Source organism: Thermoleptolyngbya sichuanensis A183, assembly GCF_013177315.1.
GTDB lineage: Bacteria > Cyanobacteriota > Cyanobacteriia > Elainellales > Elainellaceae > Thermoleptolyngbya > Thermoleptolyngbya sichuanensis.
Map to the genome: position 1 here is coordinate 3,635,373 of NZ_CP053661.1, position 18,529 is coordinate 3,653,901.

General features: G+C 59.1%; 11 protein-coding genes. 7 read left to right on the forward strand and 4 right to left on the reverse strand.

What is annotated here, in order from left to right:
- Positions 1 to 2 precede the first annotated feature (2 nt).
- Positions 3 to 1,424: a dihydropyrimidinase gene (gene hydA, locus HPC62_RS15175; protein ID WP_172357013.1), complete on the forward strand. Its 1,422-nt coding sequence runs from the start codon at positions 3 to 5 to the stop codon at positions 1,422 to 1,424.
- Positions 1,425 to 1,595: 171 nt separating this feature from the next.
- Here hydA and HPC62_RS15180 read toward each other — a convergent pair whose 3' ends face one another.
- Positions 1,596 to 2,378, reverse strand: a complete 783-nt coding sequence (locus tag HPC62_RS15180; protein WP_172357015.1) for an RNA polymerase sigma factor SigF — start codon at positions 2,376 to 2,378, stop codon at positions 1,596 to 1,598.
- A 532-nt stretch (positions 2,379 to 2,910) separates the two neighbouring features.
- On the opposite strand from HPC62_RS15180, the gene HPC62_RS15185 reads away from it, so the two are divergent.
- Positions 2,911 to 3,636, forward strand: coding sequence for a Bax inhibitor-1/YccA family protein (locus HPC62_RS15185; RefSeq protein ID WP_172357017.1), 726 nt, complete (start codon positions 2,911 to 2,913; stop codon positions 3,634 to 3,636).
- Between the two features lie 1,086 nt (positions 3,637 to 4,722).
- Here HPC62_RS15185 and HPC62_RS15190 read toward each other — a convergent pair.
- The 3 genes from HPC62_RS15190 to HPC62_RS15200 all read right to left on the reverse strand — a co-directional run bounded on the left by HPC62_RS15190 (position 4,723) and on the right by HPC62_RS15200 (position 8,540).
- Positions 4,723 to 6,129: a diacylglycerol/polyprenol kinase family protein gene (locus tag HPC62_RS15190; RefSeq protein ID WP_172357019.1), complete on the reverse strand. Its 1,407-nt coding sequence runs from the start codon at positions 6,127 to 6,129 to the stop codon at positions 4,723 to 4,725.
- Positions 6,130 to 6,197: 68 nt separating this feature from the next.
- Positions 6,198 to 7,376, reverse strand: a complete 1,179-nt coding sequence (locus HPC62_RS15195; RefSeq protein ID WP_172357021.1) for a sensor histidine kinase — start codon at positions 7,374 to 7,376, stop codon at positions 6,198 to 6,200.
- On the reverse strand, positions 7,377 to 8,540 hold the full coding sequence (locus HPC62_RS15200) for an FIST signal transduction protein (RefSeq protein ID WP_172357023.1): 1,164 nt from the start codon (positions 8,538 to 8,540) through the stop codon (positions 7,377 to 7,379).
- 354 nt (positions 8,541 to 8,894) lie between these two features.
- Here HPC62_RS15200 and HPC62_RS15205 point away from each other — a divergent pair, with 354 nt between their 5' ends.
- From HPC62_RS15205 to HPC62_RS15225, 5 genes are all read left to right on the forward strand, one after another.
- Positions 8,895 to 12,332: a CHAT domain-containing tetratricopeptide repeat protein gene (locus tag HPC62_RS15205; protein ID WP_172357025.1), complete on the forward strand. Its 3,438-nt coding sequence runs from the start codon at positions 8,895 to 8,897 to the stop codon at positions 12,330 to 12,332.
- A gap of 486 nt (positions 12,333 to 12,818) precedes the next feature.
- A complete protein-coding gene (locus HPC62_RS15210; RefSeq protein ID WP_172357027.1) occupies positions 12,819 to 14,177 on the forward strand; it encodes a hypothetical protein in 1,359 nt (452 codons plus the stop codon).
- Entirely contained in the window at positions 14,174 to 15,370 is a 1,197-nt protein-coding gene (locus HPC62_RS15215; protein ID WP_225906642.1) for a DUF1822 family protein, read from the forward strand. Before HPC62_RS15210 ends, HPC62_RS15215 begins: the two co-directional genes overlap by 4 nt.
- Positions 15,348 to 17,780 carry a CHASE2 domain-containing protein gene (locus HPC62_RS15220; protein WP_225910557.1) on the forward strand — a complete coding sequence of 811 codons (2,433 nt, stop codon included), beginning with the start codon at positions 15,348 to 15,350 and terminating at the stop codon, positions 17,778 to 17,780. The genes HPC62_RS15215 and HPC62_RS15220 overlap by 23 nt, the downstream gene beginning before the upstream one ends.
- Positions 17,767 to 18,525, forward strand: coding sequence for a hypothetical protein (locus HPC62_RS15225; RefSeq protein ID WP_172357028.1), 759 nt, complete (start codon positions 17,767 to 17,769; stop codon positions 18,523 to 18,525). The genes HPC62_RS15220 and HPC62_RS15225 overlap by 14 nt, the downstream gene beginning before the upstream one ends.
- Positions 18,526 to 18,529 lie beyond the last annotated feature (4 nt).

Below are 18,529 nucleotides of genomic sequence, written 5' to 3' on the forward strand. Positions count from 1 at the left end.
TAATGTCTGAGGTGCGGTCTGAGGTGCTAATCAAGGGCGGGCGAATTGTTACAGCGGTGGACGACTATACAGCAGACATTTGGGTGAAACATGGGCGAATTGAGGCGATCGCCCGCGACCTCTCCATCGACAGCGCCACGGTTCACGATGCCAGCGGTCTGATCGTGTTTCCCGGCGGCATCGATGTCCACACCCACATGGAATTTGACCTAGGTGCCGCGCAAACCGTCGATACCTTTGAAACCGGGACGCGCTCGGCGGCCTTTGGCGGCACCACGACGATTGTGGACTTTGCCCTCCAAAAACAGGGCGATACGCCCAAACAGGCGCTCGATCGCCGCCTTGCCGCCGCCGAACCCCAGTGCTGTGTGGACTATAGCTTTCACATCATCCTTACCCACGTCACGCCAGAAGCCCTAGCCGAACTGCCCGACTTGGTAAACCATGACGGCGTATCCAGCTTCAAAATGTTCATGGCTTATCCCGGCGTGCTGATGGTGGAAGATGCGGACATCTTTCGCGCCATGCGGAAGGTCGGGGCGCATGGCGGCATGATCAACCTGCACGCCGAAAATGGCAGCGTCATCCAGGCGCTGATCCAGGAGGCGCTGGAGCAGGGCAACACCTCACCCAGATACCACATGCTGACCCGCCCCAGCATCATGGAAGGCGAAGCCACCCACCGGGGCATCCGGATTGCGGAACTGGCGGAGGTTCCGGTGTATTTTGTGCATCTGTCAGCCGAGGAGGCGCTGAACTCAGTAGTCGAAGCACGCGATCGCGGCATTTCCGCCTACGCCGAAACCTGCCCGCATTATCTATTCCTGGACGAGTCGGAATACGATCGCCCTGGGTTTGAAGCCGCGAAATACGTGATGACCCCACCGCTGCGATCGCACGCCTGTCAGCACGCCCTCTGGCGCGGCCTGAAAACCGACGACCTGCAAATCGTCTCCACCGACCACTGCCCCTTCTGCTACAACGAGTCGCCCTTTGGACTGCGTAAATCTAAGCAGATGGGCCGCGACGACTTTGAGAAAATTCCCAACGGTGCGCCCGGTGTCGAATTTCGCCTGCACCTGCTTTACGATGGCGGCGTGAATGCGGGTCGCCTCTCGCTCAATCGCTTTGTGCAGTTGACCGCCACTGCCCCCGCGAAGATGTTTGGACTGTTTCCCCGCAAGGGGACGATCGCTGTTGGCAGCGATGCCGACCTGGTGCTGTTCGACCCCCACCAGCGCCACACCCTCAGCGCCAGCGCTCAGCATTCCAACGCAGACTATTCGCTCTATGAAGGTCGCGAAATTCTGGGCAAGGTACAGAAGGTATTTTTGCGCGGGGAGTTGATTGTGGAGGGCGATCGCTGGCTCGGTCGCGTCGGGCAGGGACAATTTCAGCGGCGATCGGCCTCTGGGCGCGTGTAGATGCAACGTAAATCAACTAGTTCCAGTCCAGCCCATCCCTCTCCCAACCCGCCAATCCCAACCCGCCAATCCCAACATGACAAATGACCAGCCCCAAAGGACTGGTCATGGAGACGGCTTGTTGACGATTTTCAGAACAGAACTCAACCAAACCCAAAAGATTCAAAAATCTTAGGAACCCGTCTGGATCGTTTGCATTTGCAGGAACGACACCATCTGCTCCAGTCCACGCTGGATGCGGCGCGTCACGGTCATTGGGCTAACGCCGATGCGCTCGGCCACTTCTTTGCGAGACAAGTCGCTAAAGAACACAAACTCAATCGCCGCGCGGGTCTTGTCTTCTAGTTGATTCAGCGCCCGCTGAAGCTGCTGACGGTCTTCTTCGAGGCGCTGAAGCGCTTGGTAACGCACATCGGGCAGCGTTTCACCGAGGGTGATAGAGGAATCGACCTGCTGAACGGTTGCGTCCAAGCTCAGGGGCAGGCGGTTACGCACGGCCATCTTGATTTCACGCCACTCGTGAACTGAAATGCCCATGTGTTCAGCAATTTCTTGATCCATCGGCTGGCGACCCAGATCTTTGACCAATTCTGCTCGCACGCGCTGCCCCTCTTTTTGCAAGTCTTGCCAGCGGCGGGGAACTTTCACAGCACTGCCGCGATCGCGCAAAAAGTGCAGCATCTCACCGCGAATATAGGGCACTGCAAAGGAACTAAAGGCACAGCCCTGGCTGGGATTAAACCGCTCGATTGCCCGAATCAGACCCAGATAGCCAATCTGCTCTAAATCCTCGTAAGGCTCGGCGCACTGATGGCTGACCCGGTGGGCAATTTTGCGAACTAGACCAGCATTCAACTTCACGAGCTGATTGCGAATGCTCACCGACTTGTTCTGCTGATAAGCCATCAGCAATTCCATGCTGTGGGAACGGAGAGAAGGTTGAGTGGCCGTCATCTGGGAAGTACCTGTTCTCTAAGATTTAGGCTCATTGTCCGCACTGGCGAGGGGTGAAACCATCGTTATTTCACGGGAATGAACAGCGTACCTCTCTGGTATGTCAGCGTAAACACGGAGTTTCCCTGAAAACCCGCCCCCTTTGCTTGCGGTTTGTGAGGCAGCAAGTCTACGGGAAAGCGCTTGCCCGACCCCGGCTAACATCCGCCAAATCGCCTAAAATCAAGGCATTAACTCTAGGACTTACGCAGTGGGGCGACTGCTCGCGGGCGCATCCTGCGAGCAGTCGCTCAAAATTCAGAAAACTTATTGCGGGTGCATCAGTCCTGAACTTAAAGACTGCAACTGCGTTGGTGCATCAGTCCCGAACTTAAAGACTGCAACTGCATTAACGATTTCGTTAACAATTGCGTTAACGATTCCATACTTCAGTTGCCGGGCGTAATCCTCGGATTTTGAGTAACCTGGAATGAGCTAACTCCATTCGTCAACTGTTCCATATCACAACCTTTCAGCGACTAACAGAGTACGTATGAGCAACACCAGTAATTTTCGAGATGCCATTCGCAAGGCCCAGACTCATGCCCTGGTTGGCCCTAATGTGATTCGCAATGCCCTGCCCTACGTCGGGGGTGGGCTGGTGCTGACGGCCCTGGGAACCTACGGGGGGCTGGGCGTAATGCAAAACAGTCCTGCGCTGTTCATGCCGACTTTCATCGCGGCGCTGATTGCCCAGTTGGTTCTCTTCTTTGTGGCGCGGGGTGTCGCAGAAAAAGGCAACAACGGTGTGGCGCTGCCCCTTCTAGCGACCTATAGCCTGCTGACGGGCTACACGCTGACTGGGCTGATTGCGGTTGCCCTGGGAACCTCTGGGGTCGGTGTTGCAGGGATTGGGCTGGCTGCCCTGGGCTGTGGCGCGACGTTCATTGTGGCACGGCAGATCGGCTCTAACCTGTCGGATCAGGACGGCCTGGCGCTCACTAGAACTGTCCAGCTTGGCATGATTGCCCTGTTGGTCGTCCTGGTTGGGCAATTGCTGCTGGCTCTGTTCGGAGTGTATACGCCTACTTTTCTGGAAATTGGTATTTCTGCCTTTGGCGTGTTTCTGTTTGCCGGGGCGGCGGTGGTAGATTTCTACATTCTTCCCCGCACGTATCGCGATGACCAATATCTGCCTGCGGCGCTGTCGATGTATTTGACTTACATCAATTTGTTTGTCTTTATTCTGCGCCTGCTGATTGCGTTCAATCGAGATTAAGGTCTAGGAAGGTAAAGGCTTGACTCTGCATGACGCAATCCATGACGCAAGCGTTGTGCAGAGCAAGCCTTTTTGGTAGGCGCACGCAGTCGGCCTGCACTTTATAACAATTGGATAACAATTGGGCAAATGCAGGTTTGATGGGCAATGCCATTGCAAGCTCCGCCCTTTGCTGTGGCACAGAGCGAACCGATAGGCTACCCCAATGCTGTTCATCACAATCTGGCGGGCGATCGCCGATGAATCCTTACGCCGACAAATCCTTACTTTATCGGAGCATCCCTCAGGAGAATGTCAGACTGCGGATTTGCAGGCACTTGTAAAGCAGGATGTTCCGTATCTGGCGTGGCGACTTTGCATTGACCGAACAGACAATCTGCCAGTCCTGGGTCTAGGCAAAACCCAAAATTGCAGATATTTGCGGCGACACCAGAACAGTCGTAGAAATTGCAGGATTGTACAGCAGAAACGGTTGGTTCCAGCAGGGCAGTGAGAGCCACACCCAAAGCCCCAATTCCAATGATCTGCCCAGCGACTTGACTCAGTTGTGCAGCGGTTGAAGGTTGCATAGAAGTATCCGTCAATCAACATCAAAGGAGTTGAGCAAAGGAGCCAAACCGGGTCAACTCAGATTCTTAGCAGGGAATCACCAGCAAAGATAGCCAGCGAGATCTGGATGATCCCGTCCAGCACTGAGCTAACCTGGTTTTGTCGTGTTTTGTCGTGAGAGTTTCAGGAACTGGGCAAGGCTTGGGTCTAGTAGCCTGGAGCTTCGCACGTCTCAAGTGGAATGAGAGATAAGATAGCGAAGAGTTTCTGCGAACTGATTTCTCGCTAAACTGATTCCTCGCCAACTATTAGTGGCAGACGTTCAGTGGCAGACGTTTATCTTCTACAGACGTTTATCTACAGACGTTTATCTACGTCTACCTCGTTTATCTATAAGCTGCTTATCAGCAAACGTTCATCTACAGACTTCAACCTTACTGCAAATTCTACTGGGAAGTCAGTAAACTTTTTGTCAGGGGTTCTGGGAAATTCCGTAAAATTCCCATCAAGAAAATTGAGACTCTGCCCCCTGTGCAGCTATCTGCCCGCGCCAAGGGCGATCGCCCCCAATCCCAAACACGACACCAGCGTTGTGAACAGTGCCCGATAGACCCAGCGCACGGATTCTGCACAGTGCTGCTGCAAAAGCGGCTGGATGCGGTAGAAGGCGATCGCCCCCAGGGCTGTGCCCACCAGCCCGACCAGCGCAGCGGCGATCGCACGAGTTGAGGCTCCCTGAAAGACGAGCAGCGGCCCAAACAGCAGCACCCAACTCAGCACAATGTGTCGCACCACCTGCCACTGATGGCGACGGCTCCAGTAGCCGACAGGCGACAGGCCTGCCACACAAATCACCGCCAGATTCACCGCAAAGGCAAGCGTATAGGGGTAAATCAGTTGCGGCCGGTCAAAGGTCTGCGCCAGAAATAGCCACACCAGCCCCGCCGCCGCCACACTCAGCACGGCGTAGACATTGTGAATGCGCGTCCAGGCGTTTGAATCGTTCTCCGTGGGCTGCCAGATCATGACGGCTTTTTCGGCGGGGCTGAGGGGCTGTTGTGCGGTGGGGCGGTAGATCAGCAGGGGATAACACAGCACCAGCGTCAGTGGAGCCAGCAGCCAGGGCCAGCCGCCAACCGACCAGCAAAAATAGCCCACCAGCGCCGCTCCTAGCAGCGCCCCGTCGTTGAGTGTCGTGTGGCTGCGCCATAGCCAGAGAAATCCGATCAGTGCGCCCAACACAGCCAGTCGCGCTACCAAGGCGGGCGTATCCATTGCCAGGTGGGTTTGCAACAGCAAAAAGCTGCCCAGCGGAATGAACAGATTGTCGAGTCCCTGCCAGGCGATCGCCTCGATCAGCATCACCAGTAGCCCCAAGATTGTGGCAATCAGCAGCGATTCGGGTCGCCCCGCCTCGCTAAACAGCAGCAGCGGCACATGCACACTAAAAAACGTTGCCATGAAGAAGCTGAGCGATCCTTCGGTGCTTTTGTAGCCCTCGGTGGCAACGTAGCGCATTTGCCCGTAGCGCGTGCCCACCAGCGCCGCCGCCGCATCCGCCAGCGCCAAAATTAAAATCGGAATGACATAGAGCAACGGCTGCCCCGGCGTGAGGGCAAACAAGATCACCACCGACAGCGGAAAATAGACCTCGCCGAGCGATCGCCGCCCTACGCCCCCCAGCACCGACCCCAACCCCTGCGCCAGCGGGCGATAGAGCCGCAAGGTCATCAGCCAGGCGATCGCCAGTCCGCCCAGCACCGCCACCTGCCAGACCGACTCAAAGAGCCAAGGAAACGTCAGCGTCACCATCCCCATCGGAATGTGCAGCAGCTTCCGCACCAGTTCTGGATTGGGCCGCGCCGTCTGCTGCCAGTGCCGCAGCGCCAGCATCAGCCCACCGAGAATGAGTAAAATCAGGGGGATATTGAGCCAGGAGTTCATGCAGAGGAAGGCAGTTTCAGGGACTTGCCTCGATCATCGCATTTCTCTAGGATGACTGGGAAATGGCATCACTGTCCGAGTGGGCTTGCGGCTGCTGGACGGCTCTGTCGGCGAGGAATTTGGATAATAAACTCTGTGCCTTCATTCAGCTTGGAGCAGCACAAAAGCTGACCATGATGCTGGTCGGCGACAATCTGGTAGCTAATTGATAGTCCTAACCCCACGCCCTGGCCAACGGGCTTGGTCGTAAAGAACGGGTTAAACAACCGGGGGCGATCGCCCTCTGCTATCCCGATGCCATTGTCAATCACATGGATTGCTACTGAATCGCCCGTTTGACGGGTTTTTAGCGTGATTTTTGGCGCTGGCTTCGGCTCCGCTGCCTGGCGATATCGCTCCTGCACCGCATCAATGGCGTTGGCCAGCAGGTTCATAAACACTTGATTTAACTTACCCGGATAACATTCGACCAAGGGCAGCGGCTCAAAATCTTTGACAATTTCAATTTCGGGCAGGTCGCCACAGGCCTTGAGCCGATGTTGCAGAATCATCAGGGTGCTTTCTAAGCCCTCATGCAGGTCTGCATCTTTAAAGTCTGCTTCGTCGAGGCGTGAAAAAGTGCGGAGCGATCGCACAATATCGCTAATCCGCTTGGTGCCCATCTGCATAGATTGCAGCACCTTGGCTACATCCTGCTGCAAAAACTCCAGATCGATCTCCTCCAGCAGCGCCTGAATGCCAGGAGTTGGGATGGGATAAGCGTCCTGATAGGCGGCAATGACCCGCAGAAGTTCCTGGACATAGGTCTGGGTGTAGTTCACGTTGCCATGCACAAAACCCACGGGATTGTTAATCTCGTGAGCAATCCCTGCGACCAACGTTCCCAGCGCCGACATCTTTTCAGCTTCAATCAGCTGAACCTGCGCCTGCTGCAACTGTGAGAGGGTTTGCTCCAGTTCTTCCCCGCGCCGCGCCAAAGAAGACCTCGATGCCTCCAGTTCTGCAATCACATTCCGCATGAGGTTTTCAGAGCGATCCATATTGGCTTCAAGGATTTGGCGATCGCGCTCTGAGCGTTCCAGTTTCTTGCGAAGAATCCGGTTCTCCTTCTCTAGCGCCGCCAGCCGTTGCGCTGGAGTCGGTTCGGAACTCTCCTGACATTCAACAGACCGCAGGGGCGTGGCACTGATGCAATTCTGAGCCGATGCAACAGAGGGAACAGCAACAAGCTTTTGGGCTATATCCATCTAAGCGGTTCCTAGCAGCAGGGTAACGAACGTGGAGTGATGCGCCCGGGATGTCGTGTTTGGAGTCAGTGGAGCGATCTCGCCGTAGGTATAGAACCCGGCAGTGGCTGGCATCTGTGGCAGCGCTTCTTGAACCAGCTTGTATTCTTGCTGGGTCCGCAGGCCCAAGAGCGTATGACGTACACAGCAGGAAAACAAAAGCACGGCCTCGATGCGCTGTCCTGGATAGCTGGCCAAAGCCGCCTGCATAGAAGTGCGTGCGCCTCCGATAATTTCATCCCGGCTGCTTCGGGCAATTTGCACCTGGGCGTTTTGGGGCCAGAGGGGAATAGCCTGAATACTGCCTGTCTCTGAATCAAAGCCGATGGAAGCTCGAAGATAATAGCCATCTGCGCCCTCTTCCCAAACGGCCAGGGGAAACTCGGTCGAGGGCAACAAATCGTTCATGTAGCGCTGATAAAACTCTAGCGCTGGCCGATGGTCAATTTCCTGGAGGAGATGCCCATCAGCGCGGGTGATGGTTCCTCTTTCGCCCGTGGGTGTCCAGCCGTGGGCCACGCCATGACCCAGCTTCAGGTCTCCAAAAAACAGCAGGATGGGAATCGCATCCGTCAACACTTCGGAGCCGTAGAACTGATAGGTTTTTTGAAACTGGCTTTGGTCGCCTGCAAAGCCGCCGAAGAGAGGAACCGAGTCGCCCAGCGCTTTTTGCAAATGAGCAACAACCAGGGGACTATCGTAGGTTAGGCTTTCAGGAAACGTGAGGCAGAGGGACGGAACCGCCTCGGCAGGGAGGTTCAGTCCGCTGCGGGCCTGGGCGATCGCCCGCTGAATGGCCGCTTCGGGATCTTGCGAGAGGTCGTAACCCACACCTGCACCAATGGCGAGAGTATCCGAGGCGATCGCCATCAGCACCACTGAGTCTTGCTGAAACGCTAGCTCAGACGACAGTTCACCATCGGTGGTGCAGCCGACGACGACCATCTCTGGAAAAGACGTACTCAGGGTTTCCAGAATCAGGCTGTGGTCAAAATCGAGCGCTGCAAACAGGATGCCGACCTGGGGCGATCGCCCCTGAAGCTTTGTCTGACACTGCTCAATCACGTCCTTTGCAGCCGCATACGCGTCCGGATCGTCGCTATGGCCAATGGCAACCGTTAACACCGCATTCTCCTTTGAAACTGACCAGCATTGCAGGCCGCACAAACCCTATGCTGCCGGGAATCAGCCGGGAGCGCTATCCCCAGTGATGCAGCAGTAAGGGCATCAGCCCGTGTAACTATTCAGATTATGAGTTTTGGCAAACGCTGATGACATCGGCAACAGGTCAGCCAGTTGGCGGAACTCCAAACAACTTAGGCAATTCCTTAAAAAACGCAGATTTGCATGAGTTTTTAACAGGTTTTTCGCGACAACTGCCTCTTACATGGTTTAGCCTGTGCAAGGAAGATTCCGTGCCTAACTCGTGCCTAACTCGTGCCTAACTCGTGCCTAACTGTTGCATCAGCGAGGTGAGCTATGAAACAACCCAACCTCACGGCAGCCCTGCTGCTGACGTGGCTCCTGGGCGGACAGATGCCAGGACTTGCGCTTGTGCCTGCAATTACGGGGCGATCGCCCGAACTGGTCGCCGCTCCCCGCGTGGCCCGCTCGCCAGCAGAGCCAACGCTGGCAGATGCCGAACGGCTGTATGAGGAGGTGAATCGACTCTATGCCCAGGGGCGCTATGAGGCGGCGCTGGATCGAGCTGAACAGGCGCTGCGGGTGTTGGAACGGGCGCTGCCATCGACCAATCCCAATATTCCCCACGGATTTAACCAGGTGGCGATGCTGCTGAGCCTGCTGGAGCGCCATGAAGAAGCCGAAAGCTATCACACCATTGCTCGCTTAATGACTCGCGGGGGCAAGGGCACGCCGATTGCGCCCGCTGCGATCGCCCAATTGACCCAGACTTTTCCCCAAAGCGTGGTTGGGCAACTCGATGCCCGCAGCTTGCAGGCAAATCGTCACGGCTATCTGGAAGTGTTTGAGCCTGTGCTGTCCAGCGTGCCGCTCTCCCAATTGCCCCGGATGCCGCTGACGGGGGGCTATTTCAACCTCCACCAGTTTGATAGCGTGGCGGGACAGACGGTGAACCTGGCGGTCACGAGTGAGGATCTCGATGACTTAATCATTTTTGTGTTTAGCCGCCAGCAGGGGTTTATCGCCGCCGCCAGCGGTCGAGCAACTCAGATAGCGCTATCGCTCGAAGACGCGGGCCCTTATCAGGTGATGGTGGGGTCTCGGACGGCGGGCCGCACGGGGCGCTATCGCCTGTGGTGGGGCAACGCCAGCGGCCGCGCAGCTACAAGCGCCCTCACCTATCGGGGAGAACACAATCGAGTTCCCAGGGGCGAAGAATATTCATTAGATAGCCTCTATACCCTGGCAGCCCCAAGGCTAGAGGAGCAGATTGCGCGGTTGCGGGCTGAGAAGGGCGATCGCCACCCTGAGGTGGCCGAACCTCTCATCTCCCTGGCTACAAGTTATACCCTCCTGGGCCGCTGGGCCGACGCGGGCAGTGCCTATGCAGAAGTCCTAGAGATTCTGCGGGCCCAGCCTCACCCCAATCCCCAGCACCTAGCCCAAGCGCTCGACGGCATGGCTTCGATGGCTTACCAGCAGGGGGATTTGGAACGAGCCGCAGCCCTCTATCAAGAGGCGCTTTCCTTGGAACGGGCCAGGCTGGGGCGGACTGCACTGCTGAATGGGGAGGAAGGCTTTGTAGCGCAGCGGGCGATCGCCGCGAGCTTACTGTCTCTGATTCAGGTCTACCAGGCTCAACAGCGATACGACGAAGCAGAACCGCTGCTCATCGAGATGATTGACCTCGCCAGACGCTTCAGCCAACCGTCAGAACGGGCCATTTTCCTAGAGGCAGCGTCCACCCTCTATCGCACCCAGGGCCGCAATGCCGAGGCAGACGCTTTGGCTTTAGAAGCCTTTGAAGGCCAGCCGGCCGCGCCCAAAGAGCGTTCTCCCCGCGATCCAAACCAGCTCAATGGTCGAGCGCTGACATACCATAGCCAAGGGCGCTACGACGAGGCCGAGCGCCTCTACCGTCAGGCCCTGGCCGCATCGGAGGCTTGGTATAGCCGCGATTTGCAAGCCTTCCGAGCGCCCATTTTTTACAACCTTGCGGGTCTATACCAGGCCCAGGGAAAAATCCCGGCTGCGCTGGAGGTTTTGCAAGCGGGCATCGCCCTAGAGCAGCAAGAGTTTGATCGCCGCCTGGCCACGCTGAACGAAGTTGGACGACAGCGCTATGCAGCCTCGGTAGCCAACACACTGAACCACGCAATTTCGCTGCATTTAAACACTGCGCCAGACGATCTGGATGCGGCTCAACTGGCGGCGACGATGCTGCTACGTCGCAAGGGGCGGGTGCTGGAGGCAGGCATCACCACCCTAGCGCTGCTGGAGCAGGCCCCCAACCCAGAAGATGAGCGGCTGCTGGCCGAGCTGGATCGGCGGCGGCGACAGGTCGCAGAAATCACCTTTGCAGAACAGGGGTCTTCCCTGCAAGCGCAAGCCCAACTGAGGACGCTGCGGAGCCAAATCGATGAGATCGAAGCGGTGCTAGCCCGTCGCAGCGCGGCCCTGGCTGGGGATGCGCCGCTGGTGAACCTGGCAGACATTCAGGCCCGCCTGCCGACCGATGGCGCGTTGGTGGAGTATGTGCGCTACCGACCCTTTGACCCCCGCAATCCCCTGGGGCAAAAGCCAGCTAGCAACCTAAGTGACTGGAGCGACAGAGGGTTTGGTGACCCCCGCTATGCGGCCTACGTGCTGCTGCCGTCTGGGGAGGTGCGCTGGGCCGACTTGGGGGATGCAGCCGCCATTGAGGGGCAAATTCAGAGATTTCTGGAGTTTTTGCGCTGTGGCGAACGGCGGGCCACGCCCTGCTACGAGCCTGAACAGTTGCAGCCCGTTGCCCAGGCGCTTTACCAGATGGTGTTTGCGCCCGTTCAGCCCCACTTGGGCAACGCCGGCTATGTGCTGCTCTCTCCCGACGGACATCTGAATCTGGTGCCCTTTGCGGCGCTGGCGGACGGGCAAAATCGCTACTTGATTGAAACCTACACCCTGACCTACCTCACCAGCGGGCGCGACCTGCTGCGGCAAAAGCATACGGCTCCCCCACAGCAGCCCCCGGTGGTGTTGGCGAATCCAGACTTCGACACAGCCGATGCCCAGGGCGTGATTCAGGTGGCCTCTGCCAGTCGTGGAGGAGCGCGATCGCCCGATATGGGCAGCCTGCGGTTTGGGCCGCTGGCGGGTAGCGCCCTGGAAGTGGCAGCGATTCGTCCCTGGCTGGGGCAAAAGGCGGTGGTGCTGACCGAAGCTAGAGCCACAGAAAACGCCCTCAAGCAGGTGCAGGGGCCGAGCGTTTTGCACCTGGCCACTCACGGCTTCTTTTTGCCGGATGTCCCCATTTCCCCACCAGAAGCAGGGGTTGGAGCCTTTCCCCAGAGCGCCAATCGGGTCGAAAATCCGCTGCTGCGGTCGGGGCTGGCGCTGGCGGGCTTTAACCAGCGGGAGAGCGATGGCGAAGATGGCGTACTCACAGCCCTGGAGGTGGCCAGTCTGAACCTGCGAGGGACGCGCCTGGTAGTGCTGAGTGCCTGCGAAACCGGATTGGGGGATGTGGCTGATGGCGAAGGGGTTTACGGGTTGCGCCGAGCGTTTGTGCTGGCGGGGGCCGAAAGCCTGCTGATGAGCCTGTGGCAGGTGAGCGATCGCCGCACGGCTGACCTCATGCAGCAATACTATGAACGCCTGGCGCAAGGAACCGGGCGCAGCGAGGCCCTGCGTCAGGTGCAGCTCGCGGCGCTGCAAAACCCAGCCCATCGCCATCCCTACTTTTGGGCCGCCTTTTTCCTCTCAGGACAGTGGACCCCGATGGAGTCGCTCTGAACATTGAATAGGTGTTGAGTCCAGGGAACTACTGTTCCAAAGATTCGGGCTGATCTCCCCCTTAGGTCTCTACTGTGTACACACATCTTGATGGTTTGCGTCATGCGCTGCAAGACCCCCCTAAATCCCCCTTGGTAAGGGGGACTTTCGGAGTGGCTCGGTTCCCCCCTTATTTTGCAAGACCCCCCTAAATCCCCCTTGGTAAGGGGGACTTTCGGAGTGGCTCGGTTCCCCCCTTATTTAAGGAGGGTTAGGGGGGATCACAGCATCGCTACTCAGGCATAGAAGACTTGTATGTACACCGCAGCCTAGCCCCCTTTGAGGAGGAAGTTAGGGCGAAAGTCCACTGTTTTAGTTTTCAAGCAGACGGATGGGATCTGAGGGGCTGGATTTCTGAGAACAAAGCCCACGCGCAGGGTCACGCTATGGTTTAGGCGGGGTCGCCTCTTTGATTGAAATGCTGCTGTTGATTCGGTCATAGGATTCATGGATAACGTTTTTCGCTATTGGCAACTGGTGCGATTGACTAGCACCGGCCAGTCCCAACCGATAGAACTGCCTACCGTGAAGACCTGGCTAGAGGACACCTATGCTGATGCATTGCTCGATTTGGAGGGGGCAGACCGCAGGCTGCAACAGGCGTTGTGGGGCGTATGGCAGGGGCAAGACAGCGGTCACGACCTGGCCCAGATGAGCCTGCGCTGCTGGATTTCCCACCAGATTCGCAATACCTGCGTCAGTTTGGCCCAGCGCTATGGCGATCGCCACGGGCTAGAAGCAGCCGATCTGTTTCCGCTGGTGCTGGATGACAATGGCCACGCCAAACCCACCTATCGCCCCCTCAGCCTGGAGATTCTCACCAGCTTTGACCCCGCCAAAGCCAGCCTGGGCACTTGGTGCAACTTGCTAACCAAGAGCCACCCAGCCCTAACGCGCCTGCTGCTGGAAAAGGGCATCTACCTGGCTAGCGACTGGGCCATTCTGAATGACAGCGAGAGGGAGCGGGTGCGGCGAATTTTGAGGGAGTATCACCTCTGGAGCGACTTTGAAATTGACCAGGCCGTAGAACTTCTGGCTCGCTATCAGGCGGTGTATCAGCGCGATCGCCTCCGCCAGCGACAGGCTGGACAAACCGGGCGCTGCCCCGAACCGACCCCCGCCCAACTCCAGGAAATGATGCCGTCCCTTAGCCCCAAAGCGGTCAAGGCCCAGCTCAAACACCTGGCCAGCCAACTGCGCCAGTACCGCATCCACGCCCGCAGCGGCAACCCCCAAATCTACCAGCCCCAGGACGACGGCGAGCTAGAGCGCCTGGGCGGATCTCAGACCCGTTTTGAGGCCGAAGACGACTCCAACACATTTCTCCGCCGCTATCGTCAGGCCCTCGACCAGTTGCTTGGGCAGACCATTGCGGAGGCGATCGCCGCCAACGTGTCTCGGTTGAGCCGCCGCACCCCGCCCCAGGATGGGCCCTATGTCCAGGGGCTACACCTGCGCCTCTGCGAGGGAGTTTCCATGACCCAAATTGCGCCCCGCATCGGGCTGACCTCTCAAGTGCAGGTCACACGCCTGCTGAATCTAAAGCGGCTGCGGGCGGACGTGCGCCATATCCTGATTCCCCAACTCACCGCAGCGGTGCGGCAGGAAGCAGCAGAGTTGGTATCTGCCGATCGCCTCCGAACCCTCGATGCCACCCTAGAAACCCTCCTGTCTGAGCAGGTAGACACCCTGATGGCAGATGCGGCCGCCGAGGCCCAGTCCCCCAAACCCCGCAAGGTCAAGAGTCGATTTGCCGCTCGCCTCTGCGCCAAAATCCACACCTTTCTGACAGGTCAAACCCCATGAACCCACGGATAATAGCCTCTATTCCCTTTGTCTCCATTCCCTTTGTCTCTATTCCCTCTCTGAGCCTGCACCCCATGCGCCATTCCACCGAACTCTCAGACTATGCGTTTGAACCGCTGCAACCGACAACGGTGGTGCTGCCCCCTGCTGCGGTGGACTGGGCAGTGCAGATTTGCCAGCAAGTGTCCCCAGAGCAGCAGTGGATGACGTTTTTGCGGGCGCTGGCGCTGCGGGGGGTGCAGCAGTGGTTGGAGGACGGCGCTTCAGGCTTGACGCTGACCTACGACCCAGCCCAGCCGCCGGGTTCGGAGGTGCAGGGAACGGTCAACGGGTTTCGCCTCTGCATTGTGCCCCAGGGAACCCTCAGCGATGGCCAGGTGCCTCTTCCACAACGCACTCTAGAAGATGCCCACACCTTTGCTCATCTATATCTGCTGGTGGAGGTGCGCGAAGAGGCCGACCAGGTGACGATTCTGGGTGGTCTGCGGCGCGATCGCCTGCTGGCCCAGCAAGACTTGCTCCTTCGACACCCCAACGGCACATCCCTCATTCCCGTAGCCTGCTTCGACACGGCTCCTGAGGAAATTCTGCTCTATCTCAACTGCCTCAGCCCCGCCCAGTTGGAAACAGGGGGTCAACTGCCCCAAGCCGCTTCCCCAACCCAGGAGGCGATTAATGTATGGCGCTGGCTGGGCGATCGCCTCGATACGCTAGCCAACACCGTGACCAGTACCCTGACCTGGGCGCTGCTGCCGCCGCTGGTGATGTCCCCCGCGCTGCGGTCGAGCCACGGCCCGGCGGAAACCCTGGCCACCGTGCTGCGTCAGCTAGAACCGGCTGGGGTGGTGATTCCCCCCACGGCCAGGGGAGCCTATACAGATTTGCAACGGGCGGGCGTGCCCCTGCGCCTTTGTGCCCTCACCTGGACGCATCTGGAAGGGCCCCAGCCGGAATGGTGTTTGCTGTTGGTGCTGGGGCCGACCCCCGGTGAGCAGATCTTGCCGGGGACGCGCCTGGTGGTGCGCGATGCCGAAACGATCCTGGCCGATAGCACCCTCTCTCCGGGTTCAGGCGCAAACCACCTCTATGCCCAGGTCTTTGGCACCTGGGAGGAAGCCTTCAGGGTTTCCGTTACCCTGCCGGATGGGGCGACCCTGAGCTGGCCGCCCTTTGTGTTTCATCCCGAAGCATGAGGGGGCAGCAATGGTCTATCGCCTCACCGTCCACAAAATCGACCAAAGCTGTCTGTTTGACCTGTCTTGGGGCGAGGGGCAGCGGCTCACCGCCAGTGTGGTCTTGCCAGAGGGGCTGCTGTCGCTCTATGCAGCTTGGCAGCGGGCCTACCTGGGCTATTACAAGCAGGCATTGCGGGGGCGGGCAGGGGGCGCAGGGCAGGTGGTCGCCCCCGCGATCGACTGGCATAGCCAACTGGTGCAGGCAGAGGCGGGGCTGTTGTCGGAGTTTCACACCTGGCTGAAACAGGGCGATCTCTACGATTTGCGCCAAGAAGTCGTGGCGGCGGCCCAGGCTCAAGGGGTTGCGGAACTGTTTCTCACCTGCACGCCGCTGGATCTGGCTCGACTGCCTTGGGAAACCTGGGAACTGGGTGCGCCAGTGCAAATCGTGCGATCGCCCGCCACGATCCGAGCCACCACAGCCCACCGACCCACTGGCCGACGCAGCAAGGCCAGGGTGCTGGCAATTTTGGGCGACGAAACAGGGCTGAACTTTAGCGGCGAACGACAGACCCTCAATGCCCAGCGGCGACTCCTGGAGGTTCAATACCTGGGCTGGCAACCGGGAGAAGACCCCATTGCCTTGAAGCAGCGAGTGTGTGAGGCGATCGCCGATCCGCTGGGGTGGGACGTGCTGTTTTTTGCGGGCCACAGCAATGAGGCGGCCCTGGTGGGCGGACAAGTGGCGATCGCCCCCCAAACCACCCTCACCCTCAAAGACCTGACTCCCTATTTGCAAACCGCCCAGCAGCGGGGACTCCAGTTTGCCCTCTTCAACTCGTGCAGCGGCCTCGACATCGCCCAGGGGCTCATTAACCTCGGCCTCAGCCAGGTCGCCATCATGCGAGAGCCGATTCATAACGAAGTCGCCCAGGCGTTTTTGGTGCAACTGCTGCAACGGCTAACCCAGGGGCACAACGTGCAGGAGGCGCTGCACGGAGCCTGTCAGAGTCTCCGAGCCGAGCAAAGCCTCACCTATCCCTCGGCCTACCTGGTGCCGTCGCTGTTTCGCCACCCGACCTCCGTGCCCTATCGCCTGGAACCCCAAGGCTGGCGATCGCGGCTGCGGCGCTGGCGGCCCACCGGGCGCGAAGCCCGGATCGTCGCGGCCCTGGCGCTGGTGAGCCTGATCCCAACGCTGCCGCCGACGGAATTTCCAGTTTCGCCCCAGGCCTGGCTGCTGGATCGGCGGGTGCTGGCCCAGGCCGTTTATCGGGACCTCACTGGGCAACTGGGAGACGACGACCCATCCGCCGTGGTGCTGGTGCAGATCGATGGCGAAAGCTTCCGCCAGTGGGATATTTCCACCTACCACCCAATCAACCGGGCGATGGTGGCTGATATTGTCGCCGCGCTGGTCGATCGAGGTGCGGCCGTCGTGGGCATCGACTACCTGCTCGATTTGGCTCAGCCGGAGCAGGATGAGCAACTGAACAGGGTTCTGACCGAGGCGATCGCCCAGCAGCAAACCTGGTTTGTGTTTGGCACGGTGCGACAGAACGGCCGCTGGCTGCCGCCCCATCCCAATGTCATCGATCCAGACCGCGTTCTGTTGGGAGATGCCTGGTTGCCCTGGCGACGGGTGCAGCCCTACCGCCCCCACAGCGATCGCCCCGGCCCGTTTAGCCACCAGCTTGTTGTGGCCCAACGGCTCCGTCAACGGCGACGCACAGGGACGCTCTTCGGGCCACAGCCCACGCTCCAGGGGCCGCCCCTAGCTGAGCAGGTTCGCCGCTACCCGCAAACCCACGAGCTGGATCTGTCCCCACGGGCTACGCTGCACCCAATCACCGAGTTGTCCTACGATGCCTGGCAGCACTGGCTCCAGCCGATTCTTGATTTGTCTCTGCCGCCAGAGCGGGCGTTTACTGCCATCCCTGCCTGGTCGCTGCGTCAGGATGCAGCAGCGTCGCCCGACTTTAAGGACGCGATTGTGATCGTGGCCGCAGGGGGCTACGAAGCGGCCGGGCTGGCCCCCGATGGAGCCGACAACCTGGTGCCGCCGCCCGCCCTGCGCTATTGGCGCGATCGCACGCTGCACCCCGCCACCCACTTCACAGGTGGCGAAGCTCACGCCTACATGACCCACCACCACCTCGCCCATCGGCTGGTCATCCCCATCCCCGACCTGTGGATGATTCTGCTGGCGGCGGTGGGCGGCAAGGCTCTAAGTCTGTATTTGGGCGATCGCCCCTACCCACGTCGCCTGGTTGCAGCAGGGCTGGTGGCTGCGACCGCTGGATATGGGCTGCTGTCTCTGCAACTCTACATCAGCGCCGGGGTGCTGCTGCCCTGGCTACTGCCATCCCTGGCGGTGTGGTGTTATAGTTTACCCAGACTACGGGAGAATACGGATGAACCTCGTTAAAACCCCAGCAATCCCCCTAAGCCTGTGGGTCGGTCTGTGGGTGGGACTATCCGCTCTGTCCCCATCCATCGCCCTAGCAAACCCCACCGACCCCTCCCAAGCAGACTCTCAAGGCGCTGGTTCCTGGCGGCGCTTTGTGGAATTTTTTCAGCGCGAGCGAGAAGATCGCAGCCGGGGCGAGCCGGGGCTATCCCGCGGCCCCGATGTCCCCCCCGACGACTCCTTTTGCATTGTCACCCCTGGACGGCGCGAAGTGGTCTGGCACCAGCAGCCGATGTTTGTCATGCAGGGGCAGGTGAATCGAATGCACCTGCGGCCCGCCTGGAAAGACCTGACCCAGCCCGCGCCCGCCACGCTGGGAACCGATTCGGCAACCCCCAACGCTGATGGCTTCGTGACGACTCGCTTTGGCAATCTGGCGCTGGAACCTGGCGCTGAGTACGAGTGGCTCTTCTACGACACGCCCGCCGATGACCTGCTCTACCGTTTGCCCTTCTCCATCATGGCAGCCGGAAAAGAGCGGGATCAAATTGCCGCTGATCTGGCCCAGATGGAAACGGAGTTGGCGCAGCAGGGAGCCAATCGGGAGGCGATCGCCCAGGCCAAGGCCGCCTATTTCCTGGAAAAAGACATGCCCGCCGATGCGCTGCATGTCCTCTTTGCAGTTGCCAATCCCACGCCAGATTGGGTTGCCCTCCAGTCCGAGGCGATCGCGGCGATTTGCAGTTTTCCCCTGGGGCTATAGGCAC

Excerpts from the sequence above, each read along its gene's own strand:
- hydA (WP_172357013.1), top strand. The coding sequence starts at position 3 with ATGTCTGAGGTGCGGTCTGAGGTGCTAATCAAGGGCGGGCGAATTGTT.
- HPC62_RS15180 (WP_172357015.1), bottom strand. The coding sequence starts at position 2,378 with ATGACGGCCACTCAACCTTCTCTCCGTTCCCACAGCATGGAATTGCTG.
- HPC62_RS15185 (WP_172357017.1), top strand. The coding sequence starts at position 2,911 with ATGAGCAACACCAGTAATTTTCGAGATGCCATTCGCAAGGCCCAGACT.
- HPC62_RS15190 (WP_172357019.1), bottom strand. The coding sequence starts at position 6,129 with ATGAACTCCTGGCTCAATATCCCCCTGATTTTACTCATTCTCGGTGGG.
- HPC62_RS15195 (WP_172357021.1), bottom strand. The coding sequence starts at position 7,376 with ATGGATATAGCCCAAAAGCTTGTTGCTGTTCCCTCTGTTGCATCGGCT.
- HPC62_RS15205 (WP_172357025.1), top strand. The coding sequence starts at position 8,895 with ATGAAACAACCCAACCTCACGGCAGCCCTGCTGCTGACGTGGCTCCTG.
- HPC62_RS15210 (WP_172357027.1), top strand. The coding sequence starts at position 12,819 with ATGGATAACGTTTTTCGCTATTGGCAACTGGTGCGATTGACTAGCACC.
- HPC62_RS15215 (WP_225906642.1), top strand. The coding sequence starts at position 14,174 with ATGAACCCACGGATAATAGCCTCTATTCCCTTTGTCTCCATTCCCTTT.
- HPC62_RS15225 (WP_172357028.1), top strand. The coding sequence starts at position 17,767 with ATGAACCTCGTTAAAACCCCAGCAATCCCCCTAAGCCTGTGGGTCGGT.